The sequence below is a fragment of the Mycobacterium pinniadriaticum genome, from assembly GCF_026242045.1.
GTDB classification, from domain to species: domain Bacteria; phylum Actinomycetota; class Actinomycetes; order Mycobacteriales; family Mycobacteriaceae; genus Mycobacterium; species Mycobacterium pinniadriaticum.
In genome coordinates this window covers 108,315-120,875 of record NZ_JAPJDO010000014.1, presented here as the reverse complement: position 1 = coordinate 120,875, position 12,561 = coordinate 108,315, and the positions used below count along the sequence as shown (strand labels likewise).

The 12,561-nt window shown below is 65.5% G+C and carries 9 protein-coding genes and 1 pseudogene; 7 read left to right on the top strand and 3 right to left on the bottom strand.

What is annotated here, in order from left to right:
- Positions 1-3 precede the first annotated feature (3 nt).
- Positions 4-327: a nuclear transport factor 2 family protein gene (locus ORI27_RS17365; RefSeq protein ID WP_265998212.1), complete on the top strand. Its 324-nt coding sequence runs from the start codon at positions 4-6 to the stop codon at positions 325-327.
- A 3-nt stretch (positions 328-330) separates the two neighbouring features.
- On the opposite strand, the pseudogene ORI27_RS17360 reads toward ORI27_RS17365, so the two are convergent.
- Positions 331-531: pseudogene (locus ORI27_RS17360) on the bottom strand (PASTA domain-containing protein); the annotation flags it as partial.
- 516 nt (positions 532-1,047) lie between these two features.
- On the opposite strand from ORI27_RS17360, the gene ORI27_RS17355 reads away from it, so the two are divergent.
- On the top strand, positions 1,048-1,410 hold the full coding sequence (locus tag ORI27_RS17355) for an intersectin-EH binding protein Ibp1 (protein ID WP_265998211.1): 363 nt from the start codon (positions 1,048-1,050) through the stop codon (positions 1,408-1,410).
- 434 nt (positions 1,411-1,844) lie between these two features.
- Here ORI27_RS17355 and ORI27_RS17350 read toward each other — a convergent pair whose 3' ends face one another.
- Positions 1,845-2,915: a DNA polymerase domain-containing protein gene (locus ORI27_RS17350; RefSeq protein ID WP_265998210.1), complete on the bottom strand. Its 1,071-nt coding sequence runs from the start codon at positions 2,913-2,915 to the stop codon at positions 1,845-1,847.
- Positions 2,916-2,999: 84 nt separating this feature from the next.
- On the opposite strand from ORI27_RS17350, the gene ORI27_RS17345 reads away from it, so the two are divergent.
- Positions 3,000-4,070, top strand: a complete 1,071-nt coding sequence (locus tag ORI27_RS17345; RefSeq protein WP_265998209.1) for an ATP-dependent DNA ligase — start codon at positions 3,000-3,002, stop codon at positions 4,068-4,070.
- Here ORI27_RS17345 and bfr read toward each other — a convergent pair.
- Complete coding sequence (bfr, locus tag ORI27_RS17340) at positions 4,067-4,555, bottom strand: bacterioferritin (protein WP_265998208.1); 489 nt, start codon at positions 4,553-4,555, stop codon at positions 4,067-4,069. The two genes, ORI27_RS17345 and bfr, sit on opposite strands and share 4 nt — an antisense overlap.
- Positions 4,556-4,921: 366 nt before the next feature.
- Between bfr and ORI27_RS17335 the strand changes: the two genes are divergently transcribed.
- Genes ORI27_RS17335 through ORI27_RS17320 form a run of 4 tightly spaced genes read left to right on the top strand, consistent with a single transcriptional unit; the run spans position 4,922 to position 12,532 of the window.
- The gene (locus tag ORI27_RS17335; RefSeq protein ID WP_265998207.1) at positions 4,922-7,483 is read left to right on the top strand and encodes an ABC transporter ATP-binding protein/permease; all 2,562 of its coding nucleotides are present in this window, start codon (positions 4,922-4,924) and stop codon (positions 7,481-7,483) included.
- Positions 7,480-9,234: an ABC transporter ATP-binding protein gene (locus ORI27_RS17330; RefSeq protein WP_265998206.1), complete on the top strand. Its 1,755-nt coding sequence runs from the start codon at positions 7,480-7,482 to the stop codon at positions 9,232-9,234. Before ORI27_RS17335 ends, ORI27_RS17330 begins: the two co-directional genes overlap by 4 nt.
- On the top strand, positions 9,231-9,668 hold the full coding sequence (locus ORI27_RS17325; RefSeq protein ID WP_265998205.1) for an MmpS family transport accessory protein: 438 nt from the start codon (positions 9,231-9,233) through the stop codon (positions 9,666-9,668). The genes ORI27_RS17330 and ORI27_RS17325 overlap by 4 nt, the downstream gene beginning before the upstream one ends.
- Positions 9,665-12,532, top strand: coding sequence for an MMPL/RND family transporter (locus tag ORI27_RS17320; protein ID WP_265998204.1), 2,868 nt, complete (start codon positions 9,665-9,667; stop codon positions 12,530-12,532). Before ORI27_RS17325 ends, ORI27_RS17320 begins: the two co-directional genes overlap by 4 nt.
- The last annotated feature ends 29 nt before the right edge of the window (positions 12,533-12,561 follow it).

Genomic DNA, 12,561 nt, shown 5'->3' with positions numbered 1-12,561 from the left:
CCCATGTCGATTTCCGAGCAGTACATCGAGGCGGTCAATCAGGCCGACATCAACACCCTCATGGGCCTATTCGCACCGTCCGCAGTGTTGTCACATCCGGCAGGTGAATTCGCCGACGTCGATGCCATCCGGAACTTCTACGAGTCCGTCGTCTTCGCTGGACAGGCGATCACCGAGATCCAGGCCAGGTTCACCGACGGCGACACCGAGATCCTGCAAATCAGGGCGTCCAGCCCGCTCGGCGAACCGGGGCACTACGTCCACGCCGCGGACGTCTTCCGGATCCGCGCCGGACTGATCGAGCGCCTCGACATCTACTACCGGTAGTGATCACCCGGCGAACTGGAGGGTGATCACCGCGTCGCTGGTGATGACTTGCCCGGGCGCCGGTACCTGCGCGGCGATCTGATTTCGCCGGTATTGCGTATCCGTGAGATCGGGGGCCTTCGACAGCACACCCGTCCAACCGAGCGTCCGAAGGGCCGGCTCGGCGTCGACCCAGTACATGCCCCGCAGGTCGGGCATGACCAGAGTGTCGTGCCGCCGCGTCGACGGGCTCGGCGCCCTCGTCGGCGCGATCGCACTGGTGACGCTCGAATCAGTCGCGACGACGGGTTGTCCGCCCGAAGAACACGCGCCGACCACCCAGACCAAAGAAGCCGCCCCAAGCAGGCCGAGCCACCCCAAGCCATTGGCTGAGCGCTCACGCCGCATATTTCGCCTGATTGTCGAGCGTGAGCACTCACTCGACGTGTTGTGCTGGCTGATCTGCTCACTGTATCGGATTGCCCGACTCGTCCCAGTTGGCGGCCACTTTCTCCGCTGGGTGGGATGCGCCGCGCCTCCCCGGCAGGTGGACGTTCTCGGTCGCGGACCTGCCTGCCGTCGCTCGCGCCGGAGGCATTTGAGACCGGACGACAATCCTGGCGACTTCGGCAAATCCGCTTGAACAATCGGTAAGAATTACCGGAACCACTGCAACTTTTTCGCAGCGTCAATAAACTGGCGGGAGCCATAACATCCGCAACATTCAATTAGGAGCACAGCATGGCTGCGTCAAAGAATGCGCGACAGCTGGCACTGGCAGCAGGATTCGCGCTCACCATCGCGGCCGCACCGATTGCGACCGCATTCACCGTCGTCTCTACCGGACCGGCGCCGGCCACCGTGGCGGCCTGCCCAGACGGCCAGACCCTCAACCCCGGGACCGGCGAGTGCATGACGTCGGCGCAGGACGGGTCCGGTGACATCTCCTACTCCACGCCGGGCGACCACAACAGCGTCCCCGAAGTTCAGGGCATCCCCTGCACCGGCTCCAACACGGGCGAATGCATCGGATTGCAGGAAATCCAGGACCCGCCGGCGGTTACCCCGCGCGCGACCGTCGAGGGAGCAGAGCCCACTCCGTAAGGGCTGAGCGCCCCGCAGCGTTATCGCCGCTCATGTTCGGCAGTACCCCGAGCGCGCTCGTCGCGCGCTCGGGGTCCTGCCGTGCGGATCCACATTGTCGGCGGCCGAGATTTCTCCCCGACAGTCATCCAATTATGAATGGCCAGCACCGTTTACCATTCGTTCACCATTTCAGAGAAACTGGCACCTCGACTGCCTATTCCGCCTGTGAATTTCCACTATCCAGCAAACCAAATAATTTAAATTATGATTCGCCGCCAGCGAACAGGGAAACCCACAAAGTCAGTGGTTAGGCGCGCATTAGGCCGGGGATGCAGCAGTTACACAGCCTTCTCGCAGGCAATCATCGGCAAACGCGCAGCAACTACCGAGGAACGTGCTCCGCGGCAGCGGTCGCGGTCCGCCTACTCCGGACGCCAAGAGTCCACGTGGGCTCATTGTTTCTTGGTGCGATCGGTGTCCCGCGACGGCTGCACCCGTTTGGGTTCGCCCGGCATCTTCGGATAGTTCGGCGGATACGGCAGGTCTCCGAGTCCGCGCTCCTCGTCGGCGGCCACCATCGCCAGCAGCGGTTCGATCGACTGGGCAACCGAATCCATATCGGCCATCGGGTCGCCCCGTTCGGCGATCAGCGCCGGCACGGTGGCCATCGTGAAATCGTCTGGGTCGGCGCTGGCCAGCTCCTGCCAGGTCAGGGGCGTGGAGACGGTGGCGATCGGCGTCGCCCGAACCGAGTAGGCGCTGGCGAACGTTCGGTCACGGGCGTTTTGGTTGTAGTCGACGAAGATCCGCTGTCCGCGTTCCTCTTTCCACCACGAGGTGGTCACCAGATCCGGTGCGCGGCGCTCCAGTTCGCGCGCCAGCGCGATGCCGGCGCGGCGCACGGCGATGAAATCCCAGTCCGGCCGGATGCGCAGGAAGACATGGATGCCGCGGCCGCCGGACGTTTTCGGGTAGCCGATCAGTCCGAGTTCGTCGAGCACCGGTTTGAGGATGTCCGCGGCGATGGTGCGCGCCTCGGCGAAACCGGTGCCCGGTTGCGGATCGAGATCGATCCGCAGTTCGTCGGGATGCTCGGTATCCGGGCAGCGAACCTGCCACGGGTGCAACGTAACCGTTCCCATCTGAGCCGCCCACACGATCGCCGACGGGTGGGTCACCTTCAGCGCGTCGGCGGTGCGTCCGGACGGGAACGTCACCCGGCAGGTCTGCAGATAGGCGGGATGCTTCTCCGGGACCCGCTTCTGGTAGATCTCCTCACCCTCGATGCCGTCTGGGAAGCGTTGCAGGTGCGTCGGCCGGTCCCGCAACGCCGTCAACAGCGGGCTCTGCGCCCTCCCCTGGTTGCTTCGCTCCTGCCCGCCGGCTCCCGCGACGGTCCGGTAGTACTCGACGAGCTTGCCCTTGGTGCCGTTGGACCCGAGTTTGGGGAAGTACACCTTGTCCGGGTTGGTGAATCGGACGGCGACACCGTCGACGTCGATCTCTTCGGCCTTGGCCGCCATCAGCGGGGCGGGTTGAATTGGGGTCCGCTCACGCTGTTCAACCTACCGGCGCGAAGCCAACGCGAACGAGACGAGAATGAACTGATGCAGCTGCCCGTCAATCCACCGGTCTCGCCGATGCTCGCCAAGTCGGTGGCCACCATCCCGCCCGACGCGTCCTACGAACCGAAATGGGACGGCTTTCGGTCGGTGTGTTTTCGCGACGGGGATGACATCGTGCTGGGCAGCCGCAACGAAAAGCCGATAACACGGTACTTCCCGGAACTGGTCAGCGCCGCGCTGGCCGAACTGCCGACCCGGTGCGTGATCGACGGAGAGATCGTCATCGCCACCAGAACCGGGCTGGATTTCGAAGCGCTGCAACAACGCATCCACCCCGCCGACTCGCGGGTACGCATGCTCGCCGAGAAGACGCCGGCGTCGTTCGTCGCGTTCGACCTGCTCGCGCTCGGCGATGACGACTACACCGGGCGGCCGTTCAGCGAGCGGCGCGCGGCTCTGGTGCAGGCGCTGGCCGATGCCGGCCCCTCGTTCCATGTCACGCCGGCGACCACGGATCTCCAGACGGCTCAGCGGTGGTTCGCCGAATTCGAGGGCGCCGGGCTCGACGGCGTGATCGCCAAACCACTGACCATCACCTACCAGCCCGACAAGCGGGTCATGTTCAAGGTCAAGCACCAACGGACCGCCGACTGTGTGGTCGCCGGGTACCGCGTGCACAAGACCGGCGACGACGCGATCGGCTCACTACTCCTCGGGCTCTACACCGACGACGGAGCGCTGGCATCGGTAGGTGTCATCGGCGCGTTCCCGATGGCGGAGCGGCGGCGGCTGTTCACCGAATTGCAGTCCCTGGTCACCGAATTCGAGGGTCACCCGTGGAACTGGGCCGCACACGACGCTGGCGAACGCACACCGCAGAAGAACGCCGGGTCGCGCTGGAACGCCGGGAAAGATCTGTCGTTCGTGCCGCTGCGGCCCGAGCGGGTGGTCGAGGTGCGCTACGACCACATGGAAGGCGAGCGGTTCCGGCACACCGCTCAATTCAATCGCTGGCGGCCCGATCGCGACCCCCGCTCCTGTACCTACGAACAGCTCGAGCGGCCGCTGACGTTCAGTCTCGGCGACATCATTCCCGGGCTCGAGCCGTCTTAGTCGAGTGAACCCGGCGGTCGTGAGACGCACTGCGCGGAGTACAGCTCCACGCCCAGCTTGTTCATCAATTCCAGCTGCGTTTCGAGGTAGTCGATGTGAAGTTCTTCATCGGCCACGATCGACTCGAACAGATTGGCCGTGGTGGAGTCCTGCTTCTCGCGGCACAGCACGATGGCCGGCTTCAACCGGTTGACCACCTCGTACTCGAGGGCGAGGTCGCTCTCGAACTGTTCGCGGATCGTCTGGCCGATGTTCAGCGTGCCGATCCGCTGGTAGTTGGGCAGCCCGTCGAGGATGAGGATGCGGTCGGTGACTGCCTCGGCGTGGCGCATCTCGTCGAAGGATTCGTCCCGGGTGTGTTTGGCCAGCTCGGTGAAGCCCCAGTTGTCCTGCATCTTGGAGTGCAGGAAGTACTGGTTGATCGCGGTCAGTTCGCTCGTCAGCTGCTGATTGAGCAGAGTGAGAATCTCGCTGTCGCCTTGCATGAATTTCTCCCGTCCTACCCCCGAAGGCACAATTCACGAACCACGCAATTGTGCCAATCTGCTTAATTCCTCATTCCGGAAATCTAGTACAAAACCGCCTGTTGCGCTTGCACATTGGCGCGCGAGCGCGCGTGGCGGCCGATAAGTTGAGGCTTGGCTTCCCCGATTCCAACACAGTGAGTCTCACCTTGGTCATTGGCCGAATTAACGCCCGACACGGTCCCGGAATTTCCCTGATTTTCGGCCCTCATCGCGCCAGTCGATTCCCGGCCTCCGCCCCGGCGGCGGAGGGGCACCGGGGGGCCCGCCAGAGGTTAGCTTAGGTTAAGCTAACCTGCCGCAGACCCGCGATCAGAGGACACCGGTATGGGACGAGGCTTCGGAGGCGCGATGCTGCGCGGCTTCGGGGGGCGCGATCACGTCGCGACTGTGGAGCAGATCGCCCACATTGCGCCACACTGCGTCCGCATCACCATGTCGTCACCGACTGTTTTCGAGGATGTCAGCGCAGGGCCGACGGCGTGGCTGCGATTCTGGTTTCCCGATCCGGCCGGCGGAAAGACCGAATTCCAGCGCGCCTACACACTCGTGTGGGCCGACCCGGACGCCGGCCGGTTCGCCGTCGACATGGTGCTGCACGAGCCGGTCGGCCCGGCGTGCGCCTGGGCATCGTCGGCCCAGCCGGGCATGACCATCCCGGTGGTGTCCCTGGGGTCGACCCGGTTCGAAGTCCCCGAGGAACTTCCGGCCGGCTTTCTGCTCATCGGCGATTCGGCTTCGATCCCGGCGATCAACTCCATCATGGCGGTGCTACCGCCGGATATGGATGTCGAGGTGTACCTCGAACGTCATTGCGACTCCGACGAACTGATCCCGCTCACCGAGCACCCACGCCGCCGGCTGCACTGGGTCACCCGGACCGACGAGACCTCGCTGGCCACGGCCATCGAGGACCGGGATTGGTCGAACTGGTTGGCGTGGGCCGGCCCCGAGGCCGGCGCGCTCAAGCACGTCCGCAAGCGACTCAAGGACATCTTCGGGTTCCCCAAGACCGAGCTGAAGGCCCAGGCGTACTGGACCCAGGGTCGCGAGATGGGCAGCAGTCGTGACGACGACGCTCCGGCACCCCCGCCGGAGCACCCCACACCAGCGCCGGCAGCGGCGCCACCCGCCGCGGCCAAGGGCACGTGGCATTCGCAGGCGGGCAAAGAGCTTCTGGCGCCGGTGAAGTCACAGTTGGTCGTCGCGGGTACACTCCAGGCGCTGCTCACCCTGCTGCAGCTGGCTCCGTTCGTCGTCCTGGTCGAGTTGGCTCAGCAGCTGCTCAGCGGCGCGGACGAGTCCCGGGTGTGGAATACCGTGATCGTGTTCGTCGTGCTGTTGACCACCGGCACCACGCTGGGCGCCGTCCTCGTGCTGTGGCTCCATGTTGTCGACCTGCGATTCAGCGCGGCCGTGCGCCGACGCCTGTTGGACAAGCTCGCCCGAATACCGTTGGGCTGGTTCACCGATAGGGGATCCGGCTCGGTCAAGAAGCTCATCCAGGATGACACCCTGTCGTTGCACTACCTGGTGACGCACGCGATCTGCGATGCGGTCGCGGCCGTGGTCGCGCCGATCGCGGTGCTGGCGTACCTGTTCTCCGTCGACTGGAGGATGGCGCTGATCCTGTTCCTACCGATCCTGGTCTACATCGTGACCACCTGGACGATGGTGTATCAGAGCGGACCGAAGATCGCCGAAGCATCGCGGTGGGCCGAGCGGATGAACGGCGAGTCGGCGGCATTCCTGGAGGGCCAGTCCGTCATCCGGGTGTTCGGCGGCGCAGCGGCCTCGTCATTCCGCCGGCGCCTCGACGAATACATCGCGTTCCTCAACGAGTGGCAGCGACCGTTCATCGGCAAGAAAACCTTCATGGATCTTGTCACCCGGCCGTCGACGTTCCTGTGGCTGATCATCACAACGGGCACCTGGTTCGTCGTCGCCGGCTGGACAACTCCGCCAGCCCTGCTGCCATTCCTGGTGCTGGGCACCACCTTTGGCAGCCGCCTTCTGGGTATCGCTTACGGCCTGGGCGGTATCAGGGAGGGCACGCAGGCCGCCAAACGGATCGCGGTGGCGCTCGATGGAACCGAGTTGAGCACAAGGCCGGATACCCCGCCCTCCCCAGAGGCTCCCGGGGTGACGTTCAACGGCGTCAGCTTCGGTTACCGCCCGGGCGTGCCGGTGATCCATGACGTGACCCTGGCCCTGAACCCCGGAACGGTCACCGCCCTGGTGGGCCCGTCCGGTTCGGGCAAATCGACCCTGGCGGCACTGCTGGCGCGATTCCACGATGTGGACTCCGGTGCCATCCGCATTGACGGACGCGACATCCGGTCACTGACGCCCGATGAGCTCTACACCCGGGTCGGATTCGTATTCCAGGACGTACAGCTCGTGGCGGGCACCGTCGGAGACAACATCGCACTCGCCCGCCCTGATGCCGACGCCACCGAAATCGAGACCGCGGCGCGCAACGCACAGATCCACGAACGAATCCTGCGACTCCCCGACGGCTACGACACCATCCTCGGGTCCGACAGCCAGCTGTCGGGCGGCGAAAAGCAGCGCCTCACGATCGCCCGAGCGCTACTCGCTGACACCCCGATCCTGATCCTGGACGAGGCCACCGCCTTCGCCGACCCCGAATCGGAATATCTTGTCCAACAGGCACTGAGCTCACTGATTCGGAACCGAACCGTGCTGGTGATCGCACACCGGTTGCATACCATCACCGGGGCCGACCAGATCGTCGTGCTCGATCACGGGCGCATCGCCGAGGCCGGAAGCCACACAGCACTGTTGGCGGCCGACGGACGCTACCGCCGGCTGTGGAATGGTCGGCTGACCGGCACCGCAGCCTCTACCGGTGGAGCGACCCGGTGATCGGCACCCTGATCCGGCTGATCCCCGCGCATCTTCGCGGTCAGCTCGGCACCTACGTCGTGCTGTCGCTGATTTCGGTCACCCTCCGCGCGGCGAGCGCACTTCTGCTGGTTCCGCTGCTGGCCGCGCTGTTCGGACCGCACCCGGCAACCGCGTGGCCGTGGGTCGGTGCGCTGACCGCCGTGACCGTCGGCGGGTGGATCGTCGACATGACCCTGGCCCGCATCGGTTTCGGTATCGGTTTCACTCTGGCCGACACCACGCAGCACGCCATGGCCAACCGGCTCACCGAGACTCCGCTTCGCTGGTTCACCGCCGATAACACCGCCGTGGCTCGCCAGGCGATCGCCGCCAGCGCTCCGGACCTTGTCGGCTTCGTCGCCAACCTGCTCAGCCCGTTCATCGGCGCGCTGCTGCTGCCCGCGGCCATCACTATCGGGCTGTTCTTCATCTCCTGGCAGGTGGGGGTGGCCGCGGTGATCGCACTGCCGTTCCTGCTCGGCGCCCTGGCCGCAAGCCAGCGACTGGTCCGCGCCGCCGACGCCGCCGACGCCAGCGCCCACAGTGCCCTGACCGAACGCCTGGTCGAGTTCGCGCGCACCCAACACGCACTACGGGCCAGCCGCCGCGTCACGGCCGCCCGCAGCCAGACCGGAGAAGCGATCACCGCCGTGCGGGGGGCGACCCTGCGGCTGCTGCTGTTCCAGATCCCGGGTCAGCTTCTGTTCAGCGTGGCCAGCCAAATCGCGCTCATCCTGCTGGCGGGCACGATCACGACACTGGCGTTGCAGGGTCAGCTCGGCGCCCCCGCCGCGGTGGCGCTGGTGATCGTGCTGGTGCGGTTTCTGGAGCCCTTCACCGTACTGGCCGACCTGTCCGGTGCGCTGGAGTCATCCCGCGGGATGCTGGAACGACTGAACACCGTCACCACCGCACCACACGACGAGAAGTCGCGCCGCAGCCCACTGGCTTCTGGTGAATCCCGGCCGCCCCGAATCGAATTCCGCTCGGTTGGCTTCGGCTACCAGGGCTCCGAGGTGCTCAAAGACGTCAGCTTCACCCTCGTCCCGGCGAGCGTCACCGCGATCGTCGGCCCGTCCGGCTCCGGCAAGAGCACAATCCTGTCGTTGATCGCCGGACTGTACTCCCCGGTGCGGGGGCAGATCCTGTTCGACGGCACCGACGTCGCCGACATCGACCCCGACGCTCATCGTGGGCTGGTCAGCGTGGTGTTCCAGCACCCATACCTGTTCGACGGAACGATCGCCGACAACATCCGGGTCGGCCATCCCGAGGCCGACGACCACACCGTGACCCGCGCGATGGCGCTGGCTCGCGTCGATGACATCGTCGAACGACTGCCCGACGGTGCGCTGAGCAGGGTGGGAGAAGCCGGTGCCGCACTGTCCGGCGGTGAACGTCAGCGGGTCAGCATCGCGCGCGCCCTGGTCAAACCCGCTGGGGTGCTCTTGATCGACGAGGCGACCAGCGCGCTGGACACCGAGAACGAGGCATCGGTCACGCAAGCGATCAACAACGATCCGCGCCAGCGGACCCGGGTGATCATCGCGCACCGGCTCGAGGCCATCCGCCATGCCGACCAGGTGCTGTTCGTCGACGACGGTGTGGTGGTCGAGCAGGGCAGCATCGACGAACTCAACGGGATGGGTGGACGATTCGCCGAATTCTGGCGCCAGCAGGAGACCAGCGCAGGCTGGCAGATCGCCGCGGACGCCGCCGGCCGGGTATGAAAGTTCTTGCCGCTGCCGGGCGGGCGTGGATTCCGCTGGTGCTTGTCGTGGTGCTCGCTGTCGGTGCCTTCGCGGTGTCGCGTGTGCGCGGGATCTTCGGCTCCCATCAACTACCGACGTATGCCGGCAGCATGTCCGACGACAAGCGCAAGTCTGACCCCAAACGCGTTGTCTACCAGATCTTCGGGCCACCGGGAACGATCGCCGACATCAACTACCTCGATGACAGCGGCACACCACACCAGGTCGACGCGGCGGTGCTGCCATGGTCGGTCGAGATCGTCACGACCGCCCCTGCGATGGCGGGAAACGTATTGGCGCAGGGCAATAGCGATTCGATCGGCTGCCGTATCACAGCCGACGGTGAGGTCAAGATGGAGCGGACGACCAACGAGGTGAGCGCCTACGTGTACTGCTTTGTGAAGTCGGCATGACGCAGGTGTCATCGCGCCGGGATCCCACGCGGCTGGCGCGCTGGATCCGAAGGCTGGCCATCCCGATCATCCTCGGCTGGCTGGGACTGGTCGCGCTGGTCAGTATCCTCGTTCCGCCGCTGGAGACCGTCGCCCAGCTGCGGGCGGTGCCGATGAGCGCACCGGACGCGCCATCGGTGCAAGCGATGACCCAGATGGGGCGGGTCTTCGGGGAATCCGAGTCGGACAGCTTCGCGATGATCGTGCTGGAGGGCGATCAGCCGCTGGGTGCGCAGGCGCACCAGTACTACGACGGTCTCGTCGCGAAACTGCGCGCCGACACCCGCCACGTCACGCACGTCCAGGACTTCTGGGGCGATCCCCTGACCGAAGCGTCGGCCCAGAGCGCCGACGGCAACGCGGTCTACGTTCAGCTGAACCTCAACGGCAACATCGGAACGACCCAGGCCAACGACTCGGTGGCGGCGGTGCGCAAGGCGGTGGCCGACACCGCGCCGCCGCCGGGGGTCACGGCGTACGTCACCGGCCCCGCTGCGCTGCAGGCGGATATGAACCACGCCGGCGAGCGCAGCATGGCCAAGATCGCGCTGGTCACCTTCGCCGTGATCATCGCGATCCTGCTGTTCTTCTACCGCTCGGCCGTGACAGTGGTGTTGCTGATCGCGATGGTGCTGATCCAGGTGGCGGCCGCCCGGGGGATCGTGGCTGCGCTCGGCTACGCCAACGTCATCGGACTGTCGACTTTCGCCGTCAATCTGCTTGTTTCCCTGGCGATCGCGGCGGGAACCGACTACGCCATCTTCCTCGTCGGCCGCTATCAGGAAGCCCGCCAGTCCGGTGCCGATCGCGAGGCCGCCTACTACGAGATGTTCAACGGCACGGCGCACGTCGTTCTGGGATCCGGGCTGACCATCGCCGGCGCGACGTTCTGCCTGAGCTTCACCCGGATGCCGTACTTCCAGTCGCTGGGCCCACCGTGCGCGGCCGGCATCGTGGCCGGTGTGGCCGTCGCGTTGACGCTGGGTCCGGCCATCGTCACGGTCGCCAGCCGATTCGGGCTGCTGGAGCCCAAGCGCACCATGCGGATCCGCATGTGGCGCAAGGTCGGCGCCGCGATCGTCCGGTGGCCGGGGCCGATCCTCACGGCCTCGGTGGCCGTCGTCCTCCTCGGGCTCGCGGCCCTGCCCGGATACCGCACCAGCTACAACGACACCCGATACATCCCCCAGGACATCCCGGCCAACGCCGGCTTGCAGGCCGCCGATCGCCACTTCAGCCAGGCCCGGATGAATCCGGAGATCCTGCTGGTCGAGGCCGACCACGACTTGCGCAACCCCGCCGACTTCCTGGTGATCGACAAGATCGCCAAGGCGGTGTTCCGGGTGCCCGGCATCGCGCGGGTGCAGACGATCACCCGTCCCGACGGGATGCCGATCGCCCACACCTCGCTGCCGTTCCTGGTCAGCATGCAGAACGTCGGCATGGTGCAGAACATGAAGCTGATGAAGGACCGGATGGCCGACATGAAGCGGCAAGCCGACGAGATGGGCAGCACCGTCGCGACGATGAAGCGGATGTACGCCCTGATGACCCAGCTCACCGGCGTGACGCACGACTTGGTCGGCCAGACCGTCGAACTGCAGCAGACCGTCCACGAATTGCGGGACCGGATAGCCGATTTCGATGATTTCTTCCGGCCGATCCGTAACTACTTCTACTGGGAACCACACTGCTACGACATTCCGGTGTGCTGGTCGATGCGCTCGGTTTTCGACACCATGGATGGGGTTGATCGCATGACCGGCACCATGGACAAGGTCATCGTCAACATGACCGAGATGGACCGGCTGATGCCAGAGATGGTCGCGCAGGTCCCGTCGATGATCACCGCCATGGAGAACATGCGGCAGATGATGCTGACGACGTACAGCACCATGTCGGGCATGTGGAACCAGCTCGACGAGCTGAGCCAGAACTCCACTGCCATGGGCAAGGCCTTCGATGACGCCAAGAACGACGACACCTTCTATCTGCCGCCGGAAGTGTTCGACAATCCCGACTTCCAGCGCGGGATGCGCAGTTTCGTGTCACCCGATGGCAAGTCGGTCCGGTTCATCATCTCGCATCGCGGTGATCCCGCCTCGCCGGAAGGTCTCTCCCACGTCGAACCGATCAAGGTCGCCGCGATCGAGGCGGTCAAGGCCACGCCGCTGGAGGATGCCAAGGTTTCCCTCGCCGGTACGGCGGCCACCTTCAAGGACATGGCCGACGGGTCGAAATACGATCTGCTCATCGCCGGCATCGCCGCGCTCTGCCTGATCTTCATGATCATGGTGGTGATGACGCGAAGCCTGGTCGCCGCACTGGTCATCGTGGGGACCGTCGTCGTGTCATTGGGTGTGTCATTCGGCCTGTCGATCCTCATCTGGCAGTACGTCTTCGGCATCGAGCTGCACTGGCTGGTGCTTGCCATGTCGGTGATCGCGCTGCTGGCAGTGGGATCGGACTACAACCTGCTGCTGGTTTCGCGGTTCAAAGAGGAGCTGCCCGCCGGGATCAAGACCGGCATCATCCGCGCGATGGGTGGAACCGGCAGCGTGGTGACGGTGGCCGGCCTGGTGTTCGCCGCCACCATGTCGTCGATGGTGGTCAGCGATCTGCGCATCATCGGCCAGATCGGCACCACCATCGGGCTCGGGCTGCTGCTGGACACCCTGGTGGTGCGGTCCTTCATGACACCGGCCATCGCCGCGCTGCTCGGCCGGTGGTTCTGGTGGCCGATCAACGTCGCGACCCGGCCGGCCCGCCCGGTGTCCCCGACCCCGGTGACCACGGTTTTCCGGACCGGGGCCCAAAGTCCCTAACCAGATTGGTAAGGGAAACCTAACATGGG

What these genes read in the sequence shown, in the direction of transcription:
- bfr (WP_265998208.1), bottom strand. Translation starts at nt 4,555, where the DNA reads ATGCAAGGCGACAGCGAGATTCTCACTCTGCTCAATCAGCAGCTGACG.
- ORI27_RS17320 (WP_265998204.1), top strand. Translation starts at nt 9,665, where the DNA reads ATGACGCAGGTGTCATCGCGCCGGGATCCCACGCGGCTGGCGCGCTGG.
- ORI27_RS17365 (WP_265998212.1), top strand. Translation starts at nt 4, where the DNA reads ATGTCGATTTCCGAGCAGTACATCGAGGCGGTCAATCAGGCCGACATC.
- ORI27_RS17335 (WP_265998207.1), top strand. Translation starts at nt 4,922, where the DNA reads ATGGGACGAGGCTTCGGAGGCGCGATGCTGCGCGGCTTCGGGGGGCGC.
- ORI27_RS17350 (WP_265998210.1), bottom strand. Translation starts at nt 2,915, where the DNA reads ATGGCGGCCAAGGCCGAAGAGATCGACGTCGACGGTGTCGCCGTCCGA.
- ORI27_RS17345 (WP_265998209.1), top strand. Translation starts at nt 3,000, where the DNA reads ATGCAGCTGCCCGTCAATCCACCGGTCTCGCCGATGCTCGCCAAGTCG.
- ORI27_RS17355 (WP_265998211.1), top strand. Translation starts at nt 1,048, where the DNA reads ATGGCTGCGTCAAAGAATGCGCGACAGCTGGCACTGGCAGCAGGATTC.
- ORI27_RS17325 (WP_265998205.1), top strand. Translation starts at nt 9,231, where the DNA reads ATGAAAGTTCTTGCCGCTGCCGGGCGGGCGTGGATTCCGCTGGTGCTT.